We start from the raw sequence: 23,498 nt of genomic DNA on the forward strand, positions 1-23,498 counted from the left end.
GCACATCATGGGTTTTCAACAAGGTCTCTCGGGCTTGAACGCCGCCAGCAAGAATCTGGACGTCATCGGCCACAACATCGCCAACTCCAACACCACGGGCTTCAAGGCTTCGCGCGCCGACTTTGCCGAGATGATCGCCAGCGCCATCGGCTCGGCCAGCGGCCAGAGCAGCGGCATCGGCGTTAACGTGGCCTCCGTGTCCCAGCAGTTCAGGCAGGGCTCCATCACTTCGACGGGCAACAACCTGGACATCGCCATTAACGGGAACGGCTTTTTCGTCGTCAAACAAAGCGACGGCAGCATCGCCTACACGCGCGCCGGCAACTTCGGCCTGGACAAGGAGGGCAACCTCAAGACCGTGGACAACGACAATGTCATGGGCTATGTGGTGGATCCTGCGACCGGCAAGATCCAGTCGGGTGCCACGCCTGTGCCGATGAGCTTTCCCACAGGGCAGCCGATTCCCGCCAAGCAGACATCCAAGGTGAATGTGGAGCTGAATCTGGATGCGCGCGCCACGGCGGCCGCCGGCGACGCTACAGCCACGCCTCCTGTTGCTGCCACGCCGCGGGCCACCTATGGCACCTCGCTGAATGTGTATGACACCCAGGGCACGGCGATCCCGGTCAACCTGTATTTCGAGAAAGACGCCACAGGCAACACCTGGAATGTCTACAACTCGCTCGATGCCACGGCCACGCCCATCGGCAAGGCCGTGTTCGACGCGAGCGGCAAGCTCACCAGCGTCACCCCCAATGCACCGACCACAGGTTCGGGCACTACGCTGAATCTGAGCGTCAGCGGCGGCACGGCTAATCCCAACGGCCTGCAGCCCTTCAATGTCGCATTCGATTTCGGCGGTCTGACTCAGTTCGGCACCAAATTTGCCGTCAGCAGCCTCAAGCAGGACGGCTATACCTCGGGCGCACTGACGGGCATCAATGTGGGCCGCGACGGCTCCATCGTGGCCTCCTACTCCAACGGCGTCACGCGCACCGAAGGCCAGATCGCTCTGGCGGCCTTTACCAATACCCAGGGTCTGGGCTCCATCGGCAACAACAAATGGGTTGCCACCTCCGACTCCGGCCCTGCGCTCAATGGTTCGGCCCAGACCGGCACCTTCGGCTCGCTGCAGTCGGGCGCGCTTGAAGAGTCCAACGTGGACCTGACAGCCGAGCTGGTCAACATGATGACGGCACAACGCTCCTATCAGGCCAACGCCCAGACCATCAAGACGCAGGATCAGGTGTTCTCCACACTGGTGAACTTGCGATAACAGCTAAGCCCCTGAGGCGCTTTGCGCCGGGGCTGCAAAGGCGATTGATTTGACGGAAGGAAGGTCAGCATGGACAAAATTATTTATACGTCGATGACTGGGGCCAATGCGGCAGCCCAGCGTCAGGCCGTGCTGGCTCACAACCTGGCCAATGCGGGCACCAACGGCTTCAGGGCCGAGATGTCCACCTTCCGTTCGGTGCCGCTGCAGGGTTCGGGGGCCGGCACGCGCGTGTTTGCACTGGAGGCAACCTCTGGCTATCAGGACACCCCCGGCCCTGCCCAGCGCACCGGCCGGGCGCTGGACGCCATGGCCATGGGCCGAGCCTGGTTTGCCGTGCAGGGACTTGACGGTCAGGAAGCGTACACGCGCAACGGCGTGTTCGAGATTTCGCCCGAAGGGCAACTGGTCAACAGCAACGGCCAGGCCGTGCTCTCCGACGGCGGCGCTCCCATCGACATCCCGCCAGAGTCCACGATTTCCCTGGGCTCGGACGGAACGCTGACCGCCAAGATGGGCAATCAGCTGCCCGTGGCCGTGGGGCGCGTCAAGCTGGTCACGCCGCCCGTCGACGAGCCCCTGGTGCGCGGCGATGACGGCTTTTTTCGCGCGGCCCAGGGCGATGCGCTGCCCAACGATGAAACAGCGCGCCTGCTGTCGGGCTCGATCGAGGGATCGAATGTGAACTCCGTCGAAACCATGGTCGGCATGATCGCGGCCTCGCGCCAGTTCGAGCAGCAGATGAAGCTGCTGCAGACCGCTGAAACCAACGATAAATCCGCCAGCCAGCTGCTGAGCTTGAACGGCTGATAGCCAAAGGAATACGTCATGATCAATTCGCTGTTCATTGCCAAGACCGGCATGGAAGCCCAGCAGACGCAGCTGGACGTGATTTCGCACAATCTGGCCAACGTCTCCACCACCGGCTACAAGCGCGCGAATGCGGTCTTCGAGGATCTGATCTATCAGAACCTGCGCCAGTCCGGCTCGCAGACCACCGAGCAAAATCAGCTGCCCACAGGCCTTCACCTGGGCCTTGGCGTGCGCACCGTGGCCACCAGCCGCAACTTTCTGCAGGGCAGCCTGCAGCAATCGAGCAATGCGCTGGATGTGGCCATCAACGGCAACGGCTTCTTCGAAGTCAACATGCCAGACGGCACGATTGCCTATACCCGCGACGGCTCGTTCGAGGTCGATTCTCAGGGCCAGCTGGTGACGTCCAGCGGCCTGCCCGTGGCCAACGGCATCACCATCCCGCAGGGAGCGACCAAGGTGTCGATCAGCCATGATGGTGTGGTCAGTGTCACCATGCCCGGCCAGGCCGCGCCGCAGCAGGTGGGCAATATCGCGATGAGCCAGTTCATCAATGCAGCAGGCCTGGAGCCCCGCGGCCAGAATCTCTATGTCGAGACTGCCTCCTCGGGCCAGCCCCAGCAGGGCACGCCCGGCACCAACGGCCTGGGCACGATTCAGCAGGGTTATCTGGAAGCCTCGAATGTGAACGTGGTCCAGGAGCTGGTGACCATGATCCAGACGCAGCGTGCCTACGAAATGAATTCCAAGGCGATCCAGACCTCCGACCAGATGCTGGCCAAGCTGGCACAGCTCTGATTGATCACTATGTATTGAGGAGCGTGCTGCGCCTTATGTGTATGGTTTTCAGATAGATTAAATGCTGATTTCCATGAATAGAAAGCGCTATATGCTCCTATTTAAGTAGCGTGCATTGCGCACGCAAGGGCACAAGGGGCCAAGCGCCTGACTGCCAAGGACTTGCCGCCATGTTCAAAGCCATTGTTTCCCATTGCCCGTCGCTCTGTGCCCTCACTGCGGCCCTGCTGACGTCGGGCTGCGTCACGCTCAATCCACCGCCGCCCGTGGACATGCCCTCGACGGCCCCCCCCGTGCTGCAGCCGCGCGAGCAGACGGCCCAGAATCCCACCGGCAGCCTGTTCAACGCCAGTCGTTACCGCCCCATGTTCGAGGATCAGCGTGCCCGCATGGTGGGCGACTCGGTGACCGTGCAGATCGTCGAGCGCGTCTCGGCCAGCCAGAGCACGGACTCCAAGGTCGGGCGTGCCAACGAGCTGAGCACGGGCATCACCTCGCTGCCTCTGCTCAGGGGTGGTGCCGAGAAGACGGTTGCCGATGCGCTCACCCTGGGGGCCGAGAGCAAGAACGACTTCAAGGGCTCGGGTGCCACCAGCAGCAACAACACCTTCACGGGCTCGATTGCCACCACCGTGGTCGACGTGCTGCCCAATGGCCATCTGGTGATTGCCGGCGAAAAGCAGATCGGCGTGAACCATAACGTTGATGTGCTGCGCTTCACGGGCACGGTGGACCCGCGCTCGCTGCGTCCGGGCAGCACCGTGGCATCGACCCAGGTGGCCAATTTGCGCGTCGAGTCGCGCAGCCGTGGCCAGGCCGGTGAAGCCCAGTCAATTGGCTGGTTGTCCCGGTTCTTTTTGAACGTTATGCCGTTCTGATTCTTCCGAGAATGGGCAGTATGAAAGTACTGTCCACGCTCCTGTCACTGCGCCCTGCGCACACCGCCTTGCTGGTGGTCGCAGCCCTTGGCGCCAGCGGGCTCACCCTGCCTGCGCATGCCACACGCATCAAGGAGGTTGCCGCCATCCAGGGCGTGCGCAGCAACCAGTTGACAGGCTACGGTCTGGTGGTCGGCCTCGACGGCACGGGCGACCAGACCACGCAGATGCCCTACACCAAGCAGGCGCTGGCCAATTACCTGGAGCAGATGGGCATCGCCCTGCCGGCCACGGGCAATGCGGCCCAGCTGCAGCTCAAGAATGTGGCGGCGGTGATCATCACGGCCGAGCTGCCGGCCTTTGCGCAGCTGGGCCAGGCCATCGACATCAATGTCTCCTCCATGGGCAATGCCAAGTCGCTCAAGGGCGGAACGCTGGTGGCGACACCGCTGCGCGGCGCGGACGGAGAGATCTATGCACTGGCCCAGGGCAATGTGGTGGTCGGCGGTGCCGGGGCTGCGGCCGGCGGCTCCAAGGTGCAGGTCAATCACCTGAACGCGGGCCGCGTGCCGCAGGGTGCGCAGGTGGAGCGTGCAGTGCCCACTCCCGTCAACCAGGGCAACACGATCACGCTGGGCCTGAATCAGACCGATTTCCAGACCGCCGACAAGATGGTGCGCGCCATCAACCAGCGCATGGGTGCGGGCACGGCCATGGCACTGGACGGCCGCACGGTGCAGGTCAATGCCCCCATCGATCCGGGCTCGCGCGTGCGCATGATCGCCGAGATCCAGGAGATGCCCATTGAAACCTCCAAGCCGGCGGCCAAGGTGGTCATCAATGCCCGCACCGGCTCCATCGTGCTCAATCAGGCGGTGACCCTGGGTCCCTGCGCCATTGCGCACGGCAACCTGTCCATCACCATCAGCACCACGCCGGTCATCAGCCAGCCCGCACCGTTCTCGCAAGGGCAGACCGTGGTGGCGCAGAAGTCCGATATCCAGGTCAAGCAGGAGCCCGGCAAGGTCATCAACATGCCCAGTTCGCCCCAGCTCACCGATGTGGTGCGGGCGCTGAACTCACTGGGCGCCACGCCGCAGGACCTGCTGGCCATCCTGCAGGCCATCAAGGCCGCAGGCGCCATGGACGCGGAGCTGGAGGTGATATGAGCACATCGCTGCCCCATTCTTCATCCCTGGCGGCCAGCAATGCCCTGGCCGTCGATGCACGCTCGCTCAATGCGCTCAAGACGGCTGCCGGCGAGAACAGCCCCCAGGCCGCGCGCGAGACGGCCAAGCAGCTCGAGTCGCTGTTCATGCGCGAGATGATCAAGAGCATGCGCGAGGCGACCATGAAGTCCGGCCTGCTCGACAGCGCGCAGGGCAATCTCAGCACCGATCTGCTGGATCAGCAGCTCTCGGTGGCCATGGCGGGCCAGCCTGGCGGCCTCACCGATGCCATCAGCAAGCAGCTGGCGCGCAGCATGGGGGTCGACGCCGCCGAGGACGCTGAAATTGCCGTGCCTTCCACACTGAGTCTGAGCCGCAATGCCTGGCGCAATGTGGGCAGCAACGGCGCCTGGAGCGGCAGCCGCAGCCAGGCTGCGCAATCGATCAATGCCTATGCACCGGCTCCCAAGGGGCGCGACAACTTCGTGACGGCGCACACCGGCGCGGCGCAGCGTGTGGCCAGCGAGAGCGGCATCCCGGCCCACTACATGATCGGCCAGGCCGGGCATGAGACGGGCTGGGGCAAGAGCGAGATCCGCAACAAGGATGGCAGCAACTCGTTCAATCTGTTCGGCATCAAGGCCGGTGGCAGCTGGACGGGCAAGGTCGCCGAAGTCACGACCACCGAATACATCAATGGCGCGCCCAAGAAGGTTACGGCCAAGTTCCGCGCCTATGACTCCTACGAGGAGTCCTTCCGCGACTACGCACGCCTGATCGGCAGCAATCCGCGCTACGAAAAGGCCATGGCCCAGACCGGCTCTGCCCAGGCCTATGCCAGCGAGCTGCAAAAGGCCGGCTACGCCACCGATCCGGCCTATGCGCAAAAGCTCAGCCGCGCCATCCAGAGCGTGGCCCAGGTCACAGTCGCGAGCGCCAGCAACAGCAGCGCCAATGTCGCAAGCCGTCTGGGCGCCAGCGCCCGTGCAGCCCAGATCAACAAGATCACCGAGAACCAGTCATGAGTCTTCTGAACGTGGGCGCGCGCGCCCTGATGGCCAACCAGATCGCCCTGCAAACCACGGGGCACAACATCGCCAACGTCAACACCGCCGGCTATTCGCGCCAGAGCGTGGCCTTTCAGACCTCGGGGGGCCAGAACATCGGCAATGGCTATATCGGCAATGGCGCCGATGTGGCCACCATCATGCGCAACTTCAGCGAGCTGCTCAACCGTCAGGCCACGGCGGCCACCGCCGCCAGTGCAGCAGACTCCGCGCGCTCGAACTCGCTCAACCAGTTGCAGGAAGTGTTCTCCGGCGGAACCAACGGCCTGGGCGCGGCCATCAACGACATGATGAATGCGTTTGCCGATGTCAGCAGCGCGCCTACCGACTCTTCGGCACGCCAGGTGGTGCTGACGCGCATGAGCGAGCTGGCCGCGCGCTTTCGCTCGGCTTCTGCCCAGCTCGACGAGATGGACTACAGCACGCGCCAGCAGATGAGCAATGACGTGAATGTGGTCAACAGCCTTTCCCAACAGGTGGCTGCGCTCAATGGTCAGATCAGCAGCGCCATCGCCACGGGCCACACGCCCAATGACCTGCTCGATCAGCGCGACCAGCTGGTGCGTGACATCAACAAATACGTGCAGACCTCGCAGGTCGATGCCGGCGATGGCTCCATCAGTCTGTTCGTGGGTGGCAGCCAGCCGCTGGTGCTGGGGCAGAGTGCGGCCAAGCTCAGCCTGCAGGAGTCCACGCAGTACCCCGGCAGCGGCAAGATGAGCCTGTATTTCCAGCAGCAGGGCGGGCAGTCCGTGGAGCTGACTCCAGCCATGGCTGGTGGCGGCGAGATTGCCGGTCTGCTGCAGTTCCAGAACAACGACCTGAGCGAGGGGCGCAACCTGCTGGGGCGCATGGTGATCTCGATCGGCGATACGCTCAATACGCAGAACCAGCTGGGCCTGACCTTGTCGGGTCAGAAAGGCGGGGCGCTGTTCAATATTCCGATGACGACCACGGGCTCCACCACGGGTGCTCAATGGGTACAGCCCGATACGCCCACGGTCACGGTCAAGGACTCGAGCGCGCTCAAGGCTTCGGATTACAAGATCGTTTTCGGCAACGATGCGCCCAAGGGCAAGGTGGTGCGCCTGTCGGATGGCCAGACCACGGCCTTCAACGATCTGACGGACCTGCGCAGCATGACGATTGACGGTCTGCAGTTTGATCTCAAGAACGATGGCCAGGCTGGCCAGTCCGTGCTGTTCAGTCCTGTGGCATCGGCGGCGCACGATATTCAGACCATGGTGCATTCCGGCAACGATCTGGCGGTGGCCAATCCGGTGTCGGCCAAGATCAACTCGCTGGGCGATGCGGCCGTCCGCATGTCCAGCCTGAAGGTGGGAAAGGGCTTCGATGCCTCTGCCTTTCCTGCAGGAACCACCCTGTCTTTCGCTCCCGATGGGGCGGGCGGCATGACCTACACCATCACTCCTGCCCCCAGCGGCGTGGCTGCGACAGGCGCCTATATCTCCGGGCAGGCCATCGAGCTGGCTCCGGGGCTCAAGGTGACGCTCACCGGCACGCCTGCAGTGGATGGTGCCACCAGCGATACCGTGAGCTTCGGCCCCAACAGCTTCTACAGCTCGGATACGGGCAATGCCAGCTCCTTCCTGTCGTTGCGCGACGCCGTGATCTTCGATGGCGCGACCACGCTCAGCGATGGTTTTTCCACCGCCATGGCGCAGATCGGCACACGCACGCAAAGCGCGGCCTACGCAGCCAAGCTGTCCGACTCGATTGCCAAGAATCTGGAGGGCGATCGCACCGCAGTGTCCAGCGTCAATCTGGATGAAGAAGCCGCCAAGCTGCTGCAGTACCAGCAGTCCTACCAGGCCTCGGCCAAGATGCTGCAGGTGGCTCAGGGAATTTTTGACAGCGTGATCCAGGCCGTTGGCCGTTAACCCCCCTACAGCCGGAGAACAAGCATGAGCATCAACCGCATTGGCACGGCCAATATGTATGACAGCACCATCAACAACCTGGGCTCGCGTCAGAGCAGCCTGGTGGACCTGATGGAGAAGACCACGGCGGGCAAGCGCGTGCTGCGCGCCAGCGACGATCCTGTGGCCGCAGCCCAGGCCGAGCGTGCGCGCACGCGCATCACCCGTTCCGAAAATGACCAGCGCGTGCTCGGTGCCCAGCGCGATGTGATCGCTCAGGGGGAGTCCGAGCTGGGCAAGGCCTATGGCGCGTTGCAGGATTTTCGGGATCTGCTGCTGGGTGCTGGTAACGGTTCGTATGACTCGGTTGCGCGCGACGCCCTGGTCCAGCAGCTGCAGAGCCTGCGTGACCAGGTTCTCGGTTATGCCAATGCCAAGGACTCCAACGGCTTGCCGATCTTTCGCGGGCTGGGCAGTCCCGATACACCGCTGCTAAGCACGCCCCCGGGCTCGAGCAGCCAGCTCAACCCCGGGCAGAACACCGGCAGTGACAACGGCCTGCCCATCTCTCTGGATGGTCATGCGGCCTGGCTGAACGTGCCTACCGGCAACGGGGTGTTTGTGGTGAACGGGGCTGCCTCCAATTCCGGCAAGGCCTGGGCGGATGCGGGATCGGTCACCGACCCGAGCAAGGTCACAGGCGATAGCTACACCCTGGTATTCACCAAGGATCCGACTACCGGTGAGGTCAGCTACGAGATCAACTCCAGCTCGGCCACGGCGACCAATCCCGTGGTTCCGTCCACGCCCTACAAGGAAGGGCAGGCGATTACCGTCGGCGGTCAGCAGATCAGCATCAAGGGGACTCCGGCCGACGGCGACACCTTCACCATGTCTCCAAGCACACGCACCGATATTTTCAGCGTGCTGGATCAGGCCATTGCCACGGTCAAGGGCGGCACGGGAGGATCGACCGCATTGCAGCAGGGTCTGGGGCGCGCCTTGAGCGAACTGGATTCGGGCATGAATCGGGTACAGGCCATGCGCAGCTATGCTGGCGACCAGCTCAAACGTGCAGACGGCCTGGAGTCCGACATGAAGGATCAGGCACTGACACAGGAAGGAGCGCGTTCGCGTGCCGAAGATATCGATATGATCACGGCGCTGTCGCAAGTGGAGACGCAGAAGGTGGGCTTGCAGGCCGCCCTGCAGTCCTATGCACAGATGCAGAAGCTCTCGCTGTTCAACTACATCGGCTGATTTACGCGGGCCTTGCCTGTCCTGACATCTCGTTGTTTACCTGTCCAAATCCTCCATGACGCAGTCTGCCCTCAGTTCCTTGACTCTTGGTTATCGGCCGCTTTGGGGACGTACGCGACGCCTGGCAGGGATTCAGCTCTATGTCCACGAGGACTCGGGCTCCTGTGCCGACATGGCGCATTTTCTGCGCACGGTGGATGAGATCTGGAGTCGTCAGGCCCCGCCGCTCTTGATATCGCCGCAGTCCCGCCAGGTTCTGTGCAATCTTCTCGAACATGCACCTCAGGGCAGTCCCTGGATAGAGGTGCGCGGCGACTGGCTGCAGCAGGATGAAGGTATCTACGAACTGGTGCAGAAGGCCAAGGCACGCGGGCTGATGCTGGTCTGGGGAGGATCGCTGGCCGATGTGCCAGATGCAGATGCTGCGCGCTGCTTTGCCAGCAGCCTGCTGAGCCTGCCGCCGGAAGGTGCCGCTGGATTGCCCAATGCCGTGCGCTCCGGCCAGCCGGCAAAAGATGCGGACAAGGAGAGTGCCTCGGGCTTTTTCGCCACTCAGCCCCTGAATCTGCTGGACGGCCAGATGTACCAGAGCCTGCAGAGCCTGGAGCTGGCGCGCTCCTGTCTCGACGAGCATGAAGCGGCGGCCGTGGCCGGCTGGCCCGTTGCAGACACCATGCAGGCCTTTCGGCTGCAGCAGCCCCAGCCCTCGCGCGATGCGCTTTTCAGGCTCATGAAAGCCATCGACAAGGAGCAGTCCCTGGATGTGATGGAGGAGATCCTGGGCTCGGACCCGGTGCTGGCCTATCGCTTTTTGCTCTATACCAACTCGGCCGCACTGGGCCTGCGTCGCGGCGTGGACTCGCTGCGCCGCGGGCTGGTGATGCTGGGGCTGGGTACGCTGGAGCGCTGGCTGGCCGACCAACTGCCCCACGCCTGTACCGAACAGGACCTGGTGCCTCTGCGCACGCAGGTCGTGCTGCGCGCCAGACTGGCCGAGCAGTTGATCGAGGCCGGGGTGAGCCTGGACCTGCAGCGCGAGATGTACTTGTGCAGCCTGTTCTCGCAGCTGGATTTGCTGCTGCATGAGCCGGTGGCCACCATCTTGCGACGCACGCCGCTGAACGAGCGCATTTTCGATGCCATCGTCACGCGCTCCGGTCCTTATGCGGCCGTGCTGCAGATGAGCCAGGCTCTGGAGAGCCGTGACCCGGCGCCTATCCGGCAACTGCGCGAGCAGGAGGAGTGGGAGGCCGAAGACCTCAACCGGATGCTGCTGCGCATGCTCAGCGAACTCAAGCTGGGCATGCCGCAAGCTCAGAGCTGAGTGCCTCGGTGAAAATTCGCTAAGAAAAGGCTCCATCGCCTGACAGGAAAGCGCAGGCAGCTATCAAATTGCTGAATGTGCCGTGAGGCCGAGTCGTGCATAAGCAGGGCTTGGCTGCCGCTTATCCGCGCATTGCCAGGGCGCCGGATTCGGACAATTGGGATATCCAATCCGTCCGTGCGCCATGTCCGAATCCCAAGACAAAAACCTGCCCGCCACCGAACGCAAGCTGCAGAAGACGCGTGAAGACGGCCAGGGTGCGCGCTCGCGCGATCTGTCGCATCTGGCCATTCTGGGTACGGGCGCATTGCTGATGCTGATGGGCTCGCAGCCGATGATCAACCATCTGCGCGAGGCCATGGCCCGGCAACTGGTGTTCAACGCGGCGGCAGCCAAGACTCCGGCGCTGATGCTGGAGCGCTTTCAGTCCATGCTGTTGCTGGGTCTGGGCATTGCCGTGATCTTTGCCCTGGTGACCACCACGGCCTCGGTGCTGTCCGGCGTGGCTGCCGGTGGCTGGATTTTCAGCTTCAAGCCCATTCAGCCGCGCTTTGGCAAGCTCAACCCTTTGTCGGGTCTCAAGAATCTGTTTTCCAAGCAGCAGCTGACCACGGTGGTCAAGATGGTGTTCATGACCACCGTGCTGGGCTTTGTGGCCTGGAAGTACATGAGCGCCAATATTGCCGAGATTGCGTCGGTTTCGGCCCAGCCATCGCCCATGGCGCTTGCCATGGTCGGCTCCTGGCTGACCACGGGCATCACCTTGCTGCTGATCGTGGTGCTGCTGGTGGCCCTGATCGACGTGCCGCTGCAGGACTTTCTCTTCAAGTCACGGCTCAAGATGAGTCATGAAGAAATCAAGCAGGAGCACAAGGAGTCCGAAGGCAATCCGCAGCTCAAGGGCAAGATCCGCCAGAAACAGCGCGAGATTGCCGACCGGGCCAGCGTCTCGGCCGTGCCGAAAGCCGACTTTGTAGTCACCAATCCCACCCACTATGCCGTGGCGCTGCGCTATGACGACGCCTCCATGGCCGCTCCCCAGGTCATTGCCAAGGGCACGGATCTGGTGGCGCTCAAGATTCGCGAAATCGCGGGCGCGCACCAGATACCGGTGCTGGAGTCGCCCATGCTGGCGCGTGCGCTCTATGCGCATGCCGATCTGGATCAGGCCATTCCTGCCGCGCTCTACACCGCTGTGGCCCAGGTGCTGGCCTATGTCTATCGTCTCAAGGCTGCACTGAGCGGCCAGGGGCCCATGCCCGATGCCCTGGGAGAGCCCCCCGTGCCCGTGGAGCTGGATCCGCACCGTGGCCGCACCCAGCCTGCGGCGGTCGATGCTGCTGCGCAGCAAGAAGGTAATCTGTGATGTCGTCGAATCCTCTGCAACTGTTCCAGAAGTGGTCTGGCTCCAATGCCGGTGCCCTGCAAGGGATGACTGCTCCCATTCTGGTGGTGGCCATTCTGGGGCTGATGGTGTTGCCTGTGCCGCCCTGGCTGCTGGACACCTTCTTCACCCTCAACATTGCCGTGGCTCTGATGGTGATGATGGTGGCGGCCTACATGATCAAGCCGCTGGATTTCGCGGCCTTCCCTTCGGTGCTGCTGCTGACCACGTTGATGCGTCTGTCGCTCAACGTGGCATCGACGCGTGTGGTGCTGATGGAGGGCCACACCGGTCCCGGCGCCGCGGGCGCAGTGATCGAGGCCTTCGGCCACTTCCTGATCGGCGGCAACTTTGCCGTGGGCCTGATCGTGTTCAGCATTCTGGTGGTCATCAACTTCGTGGTGATTACCAAGGGTGCCGAGCGCATTGCCGAAGTCTCGGCCCGTTTCACGCTGGACGCGATGCCCGGCAAGCAGATGGCCGTGGACGCCGACCTGAACGCCGGCCTGATCGACGAGAAGGAAGCCAAGCGACGCCGCGCCGAAGTGGGCGAGGAAGCCAATTTCTTCGGCTCCATGGACGGTGCCAGCAAGTTTGTGCGTGGCGACGCGATTGCCGGCATTTTGATTCTGGTGATCAACGTCATCGGCGGCCTGATCATCGGCATGGCCCAGCACGGCCTGTCCGCGGGTCAGGCGGCCGACAGCTACATTCTGCTGGCCGTGGGCGATGCGCTGGTGGCGCAGATTCCCGGTCTGCTGATCTCGGTGGCCTCGGCCATGGTGATATCGCGTGTTGGCAAGGATTCCGACATGGGCCGCCAGATCGTGCAGCAGCTGTTCATGTCGCCCAAGGTGCTGGGCATCACGGCGGGCGTGATGATTCTGCTGGGTCTGATTCCCGGCATGCCGCATCTGGTGTTCATCAGCATGGGCGCCTTGCTGGGCTGGGGTGCCTGGGTGCTGGACAAGAGGGAAAAAGCCCGCTTGGCCGCCCAAAGCAGTGCCCCGGTGCCCCAGCAGCAGGCTGCGCAAAATGATGGCGAAGCGACCTGGGACGATCTGCAGCCCGTGGACCTGCTGGGCCTGGAGTTGGGCTACCGCCTGATCGCGCTGGTGGACAAGAGCCGCCAGGGCGACCTGCTGACGCGCATCAAGGGCGTGCGCCGCAAGTTTGCGCAGGAGGTCGGCTTTCTGCCGCCGGCCGTGCATGTGCGCGACAACCTGGAGCTCAAGCCCAGCGCCTATCGCATGACGCTGCGTGGCGTCATGGTGGGCGAGGGCGAAGCCTTCCCCGGCATGTTCCTGGCCATCAACCCCGGCGGCATCACCACGCCGCTGATCGGTACGGCCACGACCGATCCGGCCTTTGGTCTGCCCGCGCACTGGATCGACGAGCGGCAAAAGGAAGCGGCACAAATGGCCGGTTTTACCGTCGTTGATTCGGAAACCGTGATGGCGACGCATTTGTCACACTTGATGCAAGTGCACGCGGCCAAGCTGTTGTCTCGTACCGAGACGCAGCAGCTCGTTGACCATGTGGCCAAGCTGGCCCCCAAACTCATCGAAGAAGTCATCCCGAAAATGGTGCCCATCACAACGTTCCAGAAAGTGCTCCAGCTGCTGCTGGAGGACTCTGTGCACATTCGTGATATTCGCACCATCATCGAGACGCTGGCCGAAAACGCCACGCAGACGACCGACCCGGTGGAGCTGGCGCGTCGCGTGCGCATTGCGCTGTCGCCTGCCATCGTGCAGCAGATCTACGGTCCGACCCGCGAGCTCAATGTGATTGCCATCGAGCCCGGCCTGGAGCGTCTGCTGGTGCAGGCACTGTCGAACCCCAATGCGCCATCGCTGGACCCCGGCGTGGCTGAAATCCTCACACAAAAAGCGGTCGATGTGGCCAACCAACAGGAAGAGCTGGGCCTGCCCGCCTGCCTGCTGGTGCCGGACGCGATCCGCAACTCTCTTGCCAAGCTGCTGCGCCGTGTGGCGCCGCGTCTGCAGGTGCTCGCGCACAGCGAGATTCCCGAGACGCACACCATCCGCATCGGCCCGATTCTTAAAGGTGCAACCGCATGAATATCAAACGCTTTTACGCCCCGACCGCCCGCGAGGCCCTGGCCAAGGCGCGCATGGTTTTTGGCGACGGCACCCTGATTCTCTCCAACCGCCAGACGCCGGACGGAGTGGAAGTCATGGCCACGGCCGAAGAGACCCTTCAGGACATGGATGCCGGCATGCAGACCGGCTCGCCCCTGCAAAAGGCTCTGGAGCGCCGCGCAAGCGACGAAGGCATGAGCCTGCGCAAGGGGCACTCGCCTCTGGCCCCCGCAGCGGCCAGACGCAGCCCGGGCGGTGAAGCCATGAGTACGCTGGAGCATGTGCAGGCGCGCCAGACGGCCAAGGAAGAGCAGGCCCGCGAGATGCAGGTTCAGACCAAGCCGGTCAAGGCCATCAATGAACTCGCCCAGCATTCCGTGCAGGACGATGTGGAGCAACTGTCCATGAGCACGCTGACTTTCCAGGACTATGTGCGTGAACGCATGCTGCGCCGTCGCCATGAGTCGTCGGTGGACAGCAGCGAAGCGCTGCCCACTTTTGCCCAGCGCGTGCAGGAGCGCAATAATGAGCGCCCCGCCATGGCAGCCAAGTCTCAGGCGGCCAGCGCTGCGGTGGTTCGCCACAATCCTCTGCGCCCCGAGAAGATTCAGCTCAAGGAAAGCGCCAGGCCCGCCAGCGTGGCTGCGCCTCAGAACTTCATGCAGGAGATGCAGTCCATGAAGGATCTGATCGAGGAGCGCTTCAATACGCTGACCTGGCTGGGCCAGACGCGTCAGAACCCGATTCAGTCCAGTCTGATGCACAAGCTCATCCGCGCCGGATACTCGCCCGCTCTTGCGCGTGCACTGATCGAGAAGCTGCCCGAGACGCTCTCCGCCGGCGACGCCGTGCGCTGGCTGATGCAGGTGCTGGAGCGAAATCTGCGCACCGATGCCACCCAGCCCGCCATCTACGAGCAAGGCGGGGTGTTTGCCCTGGTCGGCGCGACCGGCGTGGGCAAGACAACGACCACGGCCAAGCTGGCGGCGCTGTGTGCGGCCAAGCACGGTCCCGCCTCCGTGGGCCTGATCACGCTGGATACCTACCGCATCGGTGGTCATGACCAGCTGCGCACCTACGCACGCATGCTGGGCATGGTGGCCCACCAGGCCCATGACAAGGCGGCGTTGCAGGACCTGCTGGGCCTGCTGCAAAGCAAGAAGATGGTGCTGATCGACACCACCGGCGTGGCCCCACGCGATCCGCGCAAGGACGAGATCATGGATGTGCTGGCCATTGACGGCGTGCAGCAGTTGCTGGCTGTCAATGCGGCCGCGCAGGGCGATGCGCAGGACGATGTCATGCAGGCCTTCAAGGCGCGCGGCTCGCAACATGCCATCCTCACCAAGGTCGATGAAGCCGTGAAGGTCGGCCCCTCGGTGGATACGCTGATTCGCCATCAGATCCAGCTGCGCGGCGTGACCAATGGCCAGCGCGTGCCCGAAGACTTCGAGCGCGCCAATGCGCAGCTGCTGGTCTCGGCCTCCATGCGCTCGGCTGCCAAGTCGGCCTTCGATCCTCAGTCGCTGGATCTGGACTTCTTCTTTACCCCTTCGTCCGCCAGCGGCGCAGAGGCTGCCCATGCTTGAGCGCCGCTCGCCCCTGCATCAGGGCATGGCTTTGCATATGAGCGATGCCAGCACCGCCGGCTTGCGCGTGCTGGCCGTGCTGCACAGCACGTCAGGTGCGGCTGCCGAGCAGGCCGTGCTCTGGCCGCTGTGCGCCCAGCTGCAGCGCTTGGGCCAGAAGGTGCTGGTGCTCGACGGCAGCCAGGCCGAATCCTTTCACACGCCAGGTCTTGCCCAACTGCTGGCGCAGCATGCCTGGCAGGCTCAGGCAGGACTGCGCACCAGCGTCGGTGATGCCCAGTCGGTAGCCAGCCTGCCGGCGCGGATGGGCCTCAAGCAGCTCAAGGCCTCGGCCGACGAGATGGGGCTTGACGTGCTGACGGCCCTGCAAGCCTATGTGCGTGGCTACACTACCGTGATCATCTATGCGAGTAGCGAAACCTTGACGCCGCTGCTGCAAGGCCAGGGCCTGCAGCCGCTGCTGGTAGTGCCGCCCGACTCCGAGCATCTGCTCGAAAGCTACCGTCAGCTCAAGCATCTGGCCGTGTTTGCCGGCGTGGAATGCACGATTGCCGCGCTGGAAGCGCCGCTGACAGCAGACGGCCCACAGAAATACGACTGGAGCCGCAAGCAGAGCAGCTCGCAGACAGCCAAGCAAAACGCTCAGACACGCCTGCAGCGTCTGAATGCACTGCTACAGTGTTCGCAGCGCCACCTGGGCGATGCCCCAGTGCTCATGCGCCTGCGCTGGCGCCAGGCCGGCGATCTGCATCAGCTCACGCTGCACATGCTCAAGACGGCCTGCATCCTGCCCATGCATGCCCAGCCCACGGCGGCTGCCGCACCTGAATCTCTTGTCTGGAGCCATTGACTGCCATGTACACCGCCAAAGGCCAACTCGACCGCGACGCGCTGATTCGTCAGCATGTGCCGCTTGTGCGTCGGATTGCCTTGCACATGATCGCCAAACTGCCACCAAACGTCGAGCTGGATGATTTGATCCAGGTCGGCATGATCGGTCTGGCCGAAGCGCTGTCGCGCTTCGAGAGCGAGCAAGGCGTGCAATTCGACACTTTCGCCAGCCAGCGCATTCGTGGCGCCATGCTGGACGAACTGCGCGAAGGCGACTGGATGAGCCGTAGCTCGCGCAAAAGCCAGAAGGAAATCGAGCAGGCGCTCAATCGCCTGGAGCAGCGTCTGGGCCGGCCCCCGCTGGAGTCGGAAATCGCGGCCGAACTGGGCATGGCTCTCGACGACTATCAGTCACTGCTGGGCAAGGTACGCGGCACGCAGCTGGTCTATCTCGAGGACATCGGCGGCGCTGACGGCGACGATGGCGACGACTATCTGGAGCGGCATGTGGCCGACTCGGGCGCCGACCCCTTTGCCCTGCTGCGCGACCATCGCATGCGCTCCGCGTTGGTAGAGGCCATCAAGGCCTTGCCGGAGCGTGAGCAATACGTGATGGGCATGTACTACGAGCACGATATGAACCTCAAGGAAATCGCCGCCGTGCTTGGCGTGACCGAATCGCGGGTCTGCCAGCTGCACAGCCAGGCCATCGCCCGCCTGCGCACCAAGATGCGCTCGCATTGATCACTGAAACGGCTCGCAAGGAGCGGGCCGTTCACCACAACAGACGCCGCCGCGCTGGCAGATTGCATCTGCCCACGCGGCGGCTTTGCTTTTGTGACGCAGCCTGGCCGCGTTCTGGTGCTTCACTATCGATAGCTCGTGGCGTTCTGCGGCATTGGGTTCATGGACGTTCTGATCGATCACCTGTCGTCGCTGCAAGCAAAAAGCCCTGTTGCATCGCTGCAGCAGGGCTTTTTGTTGAGTGGTTTTGCAATCAGTGCATCACATGCGGCTGACCGTCGAACATGTGCTCGAAACTTGCAAGCCAGGGCTCGGCAAGCACGCGAATCTGGGCATCGTTGCGCAAGATGCGCTGCATGATCCGCGCCTTTTCCTTGCGCAGTTCGGGCGCCAGCTTTTCATCGCGCGAGCGAAAGCGCAGCTGCTCGATCAGCACGGCACAAGTGCCCTCATAGCGCGCAACACCATCCCAGTCCTTGGCCTGGGCGGCCTGCAGCATCTTGGCACTGCTCTCCTCTATGGCGCGGTAGAAGTCGATCAATGTGTGCTCCATTTTTTAGGCAGCAGCGGGTGCTGGTGCATTGGTTATTTCATTCCAGCCCTGTGCCACCGTGCTCACAAGGCCTGCGACTTCATCGACCATGCGTGCATCGTTGCGGGCATTGGCCAAGGTCAATTGGGTGGTGCAGTACTCATAGAGCGAGGCCAGGTTGCCGGCCAGCTCGCCCCCTTTTTCGCGGTCCAGCGCGCCCAGAAGGCCCTCCTGCAGAATGCGCACCGCCTTGCCGATATGGCGCACTTTCTCACTGATATCGCCGCGCTCGATCGCGCCGCGTGCCGCGTTGATGGAGGCAAGCAGACCATCAAACAGCATCTTGATCAACTGCTGAGGCGATGCGCTGTCCACCATGGATTGCACACCCACCTGACGGTAAGCCGACATTGCGCGCGCATTGGCTGGGGAAAACATCACAAAACTCCTTTGTTGCAGTTTCTCAAATTACTGTTCTTCTTATCGGCCGACTCAGGGGGCAATTAAGTCCTTTCTGCAGGCTTCAATGGCTTAGCTGCTGGACTTGTTCCATGTGGCTACTTGTTGGGCGACATAGTTATCCAAGGCTTTCAGGCTGGCCATCTGCGTATCCAGACGCGAATACTGGGCGCGCACGCGCGCTTCATAGGCTGTCACACGTGCGGTCTGGCGCTCCTGATCGGCCGTATTGCGCTTCAAGGCATTTTTGAGCGTCTCGTCCTTGGTCGAGAAGGTGCCGCCAGTGGCCAGCAGACCGCTTGTGAAGTCCTTCATGCGCACGGCCAGGCCGTCCTGGTTGGCATCGGCAACATCAGCGGTGAAGAACTTGGACATGCTGTCCGGGTCCTTGAGGGCCTTGTCCAGCTTGGTGTCGTCAATCTTGAGGGTGCCGTCTGTCTGAAAGGCAATTCCCATCTGCGACAGGCTGGTGAACGCGCCACCTTCTCCCCCGGGACCTGAGAGCACACGACGCATTGCAGACTGGAGGTTGATGGCAGTTGAATCGCCTTGCAAGGTCCCAGCCGTCTTGCTGTCCTTGTCATAGGCGGTCATGGTTTTCAGGGCGTTGCTGAGTGCGTTATAGGACTCCACCAGATTTTTCAGCGCTGTCTTGGCCGTCGCCGTGTCATTGGCAATGGTGATGCGCACAGGGGCGGCATCTGCCGCCGATTTCTGCGCTACTGTCAACGTCACACCCGCAGCGACCTCTTCAAACACATTGGTGTGCGAGGCCATGTCGATGCCGTTGATCTTGGCCAGAGTGTCCTGCGCCTTGACGGAGCGCTTCATGGTTGCGTCGGTGCCGTTGTAGGCAAATTGCTGCAGCCCTGCGCCTTCGGCCTCCACCGAGAAGGCGGAGTTCACGCCTGTGGTCTTGGATTGCAGCACCAGGCGTTCGCCCGTGTGGTCCTTGAGGACGGTGGCGCTGACATCGCCCTTGGCAGCATTGATCTTGGCTGCAATCTTGGCCAGGGAGTCATCTTCTGCAGTGATGTCCACGCTGAAGCTCACATTCTTGCCGTCCTTGGTATTGGGTGTCAGTCCATTGGCACCATAGGTCCCCATGGAAATGGTCAGCTTGCCAGGCCCCAGAGTGGTGCCGCTTGCCACCAGGCCGGAGCCAATGGTCTGGCCTGCAGCCATCTGCGACACTTCCACGTCATAAGTGGCTTGCACGGCGCTGGAGGTTGCCGTGCCTGTCACTTGGGCAGAGTTGGAAGAGGTCAGCGTATTGCCAAGCCAGGTGGCAGGCTTGGTCAGCTTGTCCAGCTGATCCTGCAGATTGGAGATTTGCGACTTGAGCTGGCTAAAGGCCGAGATCTGGGTATTGATGCCAGTGGCCTTGGTCTGCAGCGCCGCAATGGGCTTTGATTCAAGTGCCACCAATTTCGAAACAATGGTTTCTACTTCCAGGCCGCTGCCAATACCGACTGAGCTGATACCCATACAAAACTCCCTCTGCGCAGGACGGAGGGCGTTTGGCACGCCTGGCCTGCGTCATTGAACAAACGGCGCTTCTCGCGCCGTCTTTATGGACAGTACTACGCATTGTGTTTCGGCAGGCCGAAACAGAACTTGAGTACGAAATATCAAGTGCCGGTATCAGCCTTGCAGCAGCTTGAGCACTTGCTGTGGCAGCTGATTGGCCTGTGCAACCATGGCTGTGCCGGCCTGCTGCAGAATCTGTGTCCGGCTCAGATTGGCGGTTTCTGCGGCAAAGTCGGCATCCATGATGCGGCTGCGAGATGCAGAGAGATTTTCCGAGTTGACGCTCAGGTTCTCGACGGTGGTTTCAAAACGGCTTTGCACGGCGCCCAGCGTGGCTCGTGCGCCATTGACCGCCTTCAAGGCTGCGTCCATTGCCAGGATGGCGTTATCTGCGTATTCCGCATCCAGCACATTGAGGTCGGAAAAGCCATTCTTTCCCGACTCTGCGCCCGCGAATCCGCGTGTCCCGCCAATATGCTGAGGACTGGACTCGTTGGTAGTGCCAACCGACAGGCCGGTTGCTGCTGCGATGGCGGCGGCATCCGTGGCAGGAGTGGTTTGGGGATTGGGAAGACCAATCGCTACGTCACCAGCGGAGGAGGTCAGAGACAGCGCGCCATTCACGATCGATGCCTGCACCTTGGGGGTGGTGCTGGCTGAATTGATCTGGCTCACGAGGTCGTTGATGCGGTTGCTTGCGCTTTCCTGTGCGGGCAGGCTCAATGTCACGCCATTGATTTGCACGCTTGCGGCAGGCATGCCGCCGGAAGTCACGTTCTTTGCGGCATTGACGCTCAATGTTGCGTTGCCCAGGGCAGAGCCGGCAGATGGCGCAACCACGGCACTGGTGGTTGTGTTGTTGACGATCTCGATCTTGCCATTCACCACACTCACGGATACCGCGTTGGCGCCCAGACCATTGGGAGCGGCTGTGTTCAGTGCCGTCTGAATGCTGGTCGCCAAAGTATCTTTGGCGGTAGCTATTTCAGCTGCCGATGCTGGAGGCGCCCCGACGGCGGCGACGGCTGGCACGTTGACAGCGGTGCCGCCATTGATGGTGAGCGTGAAGGCGCCGTAGGAGCCGTCAGTGGCGGGCTCGCTCAGGCTCCAGCTGGTTTTTGAAGGAACCGTCACTGCCGTTGCGCTGCCGGAGATGCTCGATCCGGTCAGCTTCGAGGGAACTGCCACGCTGTCCCAGGTGCCCAATGCATCCACATTGGCATTCACAATCGAGGAAATATCGATGGTCTGACCTTGATTGGCGCCGACTTGAAAGGCCATATTGGTAAATGAGCCATCGAGCAGATTGGTGCCGTTGAAGCTGGTTTGCTGGGCGACTCGGGTCACTTCGGCTTTGAGCTGCTGCACTTCCACGTCCAGGGCAGCACGGTCTTCCGCCGAGTTGGTGGCATTGCGCGCCTGAACGGCCAGTTCGCGAATGCGTTGCAGATTGCTGCCCAAGGAGCCCAAGGCACCTTCGGCGGTCTGCGCCAGGGAAATGCCGTCATTGGCATTGCGCATGGCAACCGTGAGGCCGCGCACCTGGGTGGTCATGCGCTCGGAAATGGCCAGACCGGCTGCATCATCCTTGGCACTATTGATGCGCAAGCCCGAGGACAGGCGCTGCATGGAGGTAGCCAGCTGGCTTTGGGACGAGCTCAGATTGCGTTGCGCATTGAGCGACTGGATATTGGTATTGATGATGGCTGCCATGGCGTGTGCTCCTGTTTCAAGCCAGTAAACCGGCGACGTACTAGCCGTTTTCACGACCAGCGACGGCGCTGGCCCACGTGACCGGAAACGCGGACGAAGTCTGGTATTCCGGGTACGAGGATTGTTGGAGCAAGCCATGCAGGACATAAGACCGATAAGAGGCCTAAAGTCCTGCCATTTTTACAATTGGCGGTTACATATAGGATGCAGCAGGACAGCAAAAAGGCCTCCCGAAGGAGGCCTGGTAAGGCGTTGACTGCACCGGCGCATGGCTGGCGCAGCTGCTTGATGCAATTAACGCAGCAGGGACAGCACGCCCTGGGGCAGCTGGTTGGCCTGGGCCACCATGGCGGTACCGGCTTGCTGCAGAATCTGCGAGCGGCTCAGGTTGGCGGTTTCTGCAGCAAAGTCTGCATCGGTGATGCGGGACTTGGAGGCCGACAGATTTTCGCTGTTCACGCTCAGGTTGGAGACCACGGATTCAAAGCGGTTCTGAATGGCACCCAGGTCGGCACGTGCGGAGTTCACGGCCTTGAGAGCGGCGTCCATGGCCAGGATGGTGTCATCCGCACCTTCAGCGGTGGCAACAGAGATATCCTTGAAGCCTGTCTGGGCGGTGCCGGCGGTGACCTTGGTCGTGCCTGCAGTCAAGCCGGTGCCAGTTGCGGGAGCAGCGTCCACGACGATATCTTTGTCGGAGCGCAGAACGACAGAGCCGTTCACATTGGAAGCCTTGACCGAGCCGTCGGAGAAGGTCTTGTTGATGGCTGCAACGAGCTGGTTGGAGCGCTCTGCGTCGGTGTAGGCAGCACCGACGGCAATGGCTTTACCGTTGATGCTCAGCTCGGTAGTCAGTGCAGCATGCTTGGTGCCAGCCGTCACGTTGGTTGTGGTGGCTGCCAAGCCTGCAACAGACAGAGCATATTGATTGCCGGATGCATTGGCCAGGGTCACTGCACCGTTGCCGGCTGCAGGAGCAGTCGCAGTCAGGCCGGAAATACCGGCGGCATTGACAGCAGTGGCAATGTTTGCAGCCAGCTGATCTTGAGCCTGTGCCACAGTACGTGTGGCGGCACCATCGGCAGCCAGTCCGGTGACATTGATCTCAACACCGCCCACGCTGACCTTGAAGTCTGCAAATGCAGCTTGGGCCGCGGCAGCATCTGCAGGAGCCGTCACGGTGAACGCACCTGCACCAGGGGTGGCGGTGCCGCCTAGCGCAGCGGTGCCGAAGGCAGCTGCAGGCTTGTCTGCGCTGTTCCAGGTACCCAGTTGATCGATCTTGGAGTTCTGGATGCTATCGATATTGATACGCTGGCCTTGATTGGCGCCAACCTGGAAAGCCTGTGATGTGAAGGAGCCATCCAGCAGCTTGGTGCCGTTGAACGAGGTATCGGTGGCAACGCGGTCGATTTCGCTCTTGAGCTGGTCCACTTCCTTTTGCAGAGCAGCGCGGTCTTCGGTGGAGTTGGTGGCATTGCGCGATTGCACGGCCAGTTCACGAATACGCTGCAGGTTGCCGCCGATGGTGCTCAGTGCGCCTTCAGCCGTCTGGGCCAGCGAGACGCCGTCATTGGCATTGCGCTGTGCCTGGTTCAGGCCGCGAACCTGGGCGCTCATGCGTTCGGCAATTGCCAGGCCGGCTGCATCGTCCTTGGCGCTGTTGATGCGCAGGCCCGAAGACAGACGCTGCATGGAGGTCGACAGCGAAGATTGCGAAGCGCTCAGGTTGCGCTGTGCGTTGAGCGACTGGATATTGGTGTTGATGGTCATTGCCATGATGCGAACTCCTTGATGCGATCAAAACGTCGCCGCCACAGTGACCTGAAATATTCAGGGTGGGCGGCGGCGGCAGCCCAATCCAGCACCCCAGCCTGCAGTTCCTTGATATTTGCTGCTGTGGCTCGCTGGTGACAGGGCTTTGTTTCCCTGTTGAAGCTGTTATCGGAGCCATCTCGCCAAAACTTTAGAGAGTTCTGCAAATATTTTTCGGGATGTAACGGATGCGGGAGCTCTGCCTTGTTTGTATGTCGCCGCAGCCTTCAAGTCGGTGCTTGGCTCGGATTTACCCTACATAACGACGGCTAGCTGCCGATCTAGCTTCCAAACGCCCAGCTTTTTGCGCCTATGGCGGGGCTTCTGCAAC

General features: G+C 62.1%; 19 protein-coding genes. 14 read left to right on the forward strand and 5 right to left on the reverse strand.

What is annotated here, in order from left to right; all coding sequences use genetic code 11:
* Positions 1-7: 7 nt before the first annotated feature.
* The 14 genes from flgE to DFO48_RS21670 all read left to right on the forward strand — a co-directional run bounded on the left by flgE (position 8) and on the right by DFO48_RS21670 (position 17,118).
* Positions 8-1,276, forward strand: a complete 1,269-nt coding sequence (gene flgE, locus DFO48_RS21605) for a flagellar hook protein FlgE (protein ID WP_003077983.1) — start codon at positions 8-10, stop codon at positions 1,274-1,276.
* Positions 1,277-1,345: 69 nt separating this feature from the next.
* Positions 1,346-2,086 carry a flagellar basal body rod protein FlgF gene (locus DFO48_RS21610; RefSeq protein WP_003077982.1) on the forward strand — a complete coding sequence of 247 codons (741 nt, stop codon included), beginning with the start codon at positions 1,346-1,348 and terminating at the stop codon, positions 2,084-2,086.
* Positions 2,087-2,104: 18 nt separating this feature from the next.
* Positions 2,105-2,887 carry a flagellar basal-body rod protein FlgG gene (gene flgG, locus DFO48_RS21615; RefSeq protein WP_003059201.1) on the forward strand — a complete coding sequence of 261 codons (783 nt, stop codon included), beginning with the start codon at positions 2,105-2,107 and terminating at the stop codon, positions 2,885-2,887.
* A gap of 170 nt (positions 2,888-3,057) precedes the next feature.
* The gene (locus DFO48_RS21620) at positions 3,058-3,765 is read left to right on the forward strand and encodes a flagellar basal body L-ring protein FlgH (protein WP_003077979.1); all 708 of its coding nucleotides are present in this window, start codon (positions 3,058-3,060) and stop codon (positions 3,763-3,765) included.
* Between the two features lie 20 nt (positions 3,766-3,785).
* On the forward strand, positions 3,786-4,934 hold the full coding sequence (locus DFO48_RS21625; protein WP_114864747.1) for a flagellar basal body P-ring protein FlgI: 1,149 nt from the start codon (positions 3,786-3,788) through the stop codon (positions 4,932-4,934).
* Positions 4,931-5,959: a flagellar assembly peptidoglycan hydrolase FlgJ gene (gene flgJ / locus DFO48_RS21630; RefSeq protein ID WP_003077977.1), complete on the forward strand. Its 1,029-nt coding sequence runs from the start codon at positions 4,931-4,933 to the stop codon at positions 5,957-5,959. Before DFO48_RS21625 ends, flgJ begins: the two co-directional genes overlap by 4 nt.
* Positions 5,956-7,902, forward strand: a complete 1,947-nt coding sequence (flgK, locus tag DFO48_RS21635) for a flagellar hook-associated protein FlgK (protein WP_114864723.1) — start codon at positions 5,956-5,958, stop codon at positions 7,900-7,902. Before flgJ ends, flgK begins: the two co-directional genes overlap by 4 nt.
* 24 nt (positions 7,903-7,926) lie before the next feature.
* A complete protein-coding gene (flgL, locus tag DFO48_RS21640; RefSeq protein ID WP_114864724.1) occupies positions 7,927-9,141 on the forward strand; it encodes a flagellar hook-associated protein FlgL in 1,215 nt (404 codons plus the stop codon).
* 55 nt (positions 9,142-9,196) lie between these two features.
* Positions 9,197-10,465 carry an HDOD domain-containing protein gene (locus DFO48_RS21645; RefSeq protein WP_233506485.1) on the forward strand — a complete coding sequence of 423 codons (1,269 nt, stop codon included), beginning with the start codon at positions 9,197-9,199 and terminating at the stop codon, positions 10,463-10,465.
* A gap of 184 nt (positions 10,466-10,649) precedes the next feature.
* Complete coding sequence (locus tag DFO48_RS21650) at positions 10,650-11,831, forward strand: flagellar biosynthesis protein FlhB (RefSeq protein WP_114864726.1); 1,182 nt, start codon at positions 10,650-10,652, stop codon at positions 11,829-11,831.
* Positions 11,831-13,933, forward strand: a complete 2,103-nt coding sequence (gene flhA / locus DFO48_RS21655; protein WP_114864727.1) for a flagellar biosynthesis protein FlhA — start codon at positions 11,831-11,833, stop codon at positions 13,931-13,933. Before DFO48_RS21650 ends, flhA begins: the two co-directional genes overlap by 1 nt.
* The gene (flhF, locus tag DFO48_RS21660) at positions 13,930-15,543 is read left to right on the forward strand and encodes a flagellar biosynthesis protein FlhF (protein WP_114864728.1); all 1,614 of its coding nucleotides are present in this window, start codon (positions 13,930-13,932) and stop codon (positions 15,541-15,543) included. The genes flhA and flhF overlap by 4 nt, the downstream gene beginning before the upstream one ends.
* Positions 15,536-16,393: a hypothetical protein gene (locus DFO48_RS21665; RefSeq protein ID WP_114864729.1), complete on the forward strand. Its 858-nt coding sequence runs from the start codon at positions 15,536-15,538 to the stop codon at positions 16,391-16,393. The genes flhF and DFO48_RS21665 overlap by 8 nt, the downstream gene beginning before the upstream one ends.
* 5 nt (positions 16,394-16,398) lie before the next feature.
* A complete protein-coding gene (locus DFO48_RS21670) occupies positions 16,399-17,118 on the forward strand; it encodes an RNA polymerase sigma factor FliA (RefSeq protein WP_114864730.1) in 720 nt (239 codons plus the stop codon).
* Between the two features lie 253 nt (positions 17,119-17,371).
* Here the strand turns inward: DFO48_RS21670 and DFO48_RS21675 are convergent, their stop codons facing one another.
* The 5 genes from DFO48_RS21675 to DFO48_RS21695 all read right to left on the reverse strand — a co-directional run bounded on the left by DFO48_RS21675 (position 17,372) and on the right by DFO48_RS21695 (position 23,131).
* Positions 17,372-17,671 carry a flagellar protein FliT gene (locus DFO48_RS21675; protein ID WP_003059178.1) on the reverse strand — a complete coding sequence of 100 codons (300 nt, stop codon included), beginning with the start codon at positions 17,669-17,671 and terminating at the stop codon, positions 17,372-17,374.
* A 3-nt stretch (positions 17,672-17,674) separates the two neighbouring features.
* Positions 17,675-18,088, reverse strand: coding sequence for a flagellar export chaperone FliS (gene fliS, locus DFO48_RS21680; protein WP_114864731.1), 414 nt, complete (start codon positions 18,086-18,088; stop codon positions 17,675-17,677).
* 93 nt (positions 18,089-18,181) lie between these two features.
* Entirely contained in the window at positions 18,182-19,597 is a 1,416-nt protein-coding gene (gene fliD, locus DFO48_RS21685; RefSeq protein ID WP_114864732.1) for a flagellar filament capping protein FliD, read from the reverse strand.
* Positions 19,598-19,753: 156 nt separating this feature from the next.
* A complete protein-coding gene (locus tag DFO48_RS21690; RefSeq protein ID WP_114864733.1) occupies positions 19,754-21,352 on the reverse strand; it encodes a flagellin in 1,599 nt (532 codons plus the stop codon).
* Positions 21,353-21,646: 294 nt separating this feature from the next.
* The gene (locus DFO48_RS21695; RefSeq protein WP_114864734.1) at positions 21,647-23,131 is read right to left on the reverse strand and encodes a flagellin; all 1,485 of its coding nucleotides are present in this window, start codon (positions 23,129-23,131) and stop codon (positions 21,647-21,649) included.
* Positions 23,132-23,498: the final 367 nt, after the last annotated feature.

The organism is Comamonas sp. AG1104 (genome assembly GCF_003350425.1).
Lineage (GTDB): Bacteria > Pseudomonadota > Gammaproteobacteria > Burkholderiales > Burkholderiaceae_C > Comamonas > Comamonas testosteroni.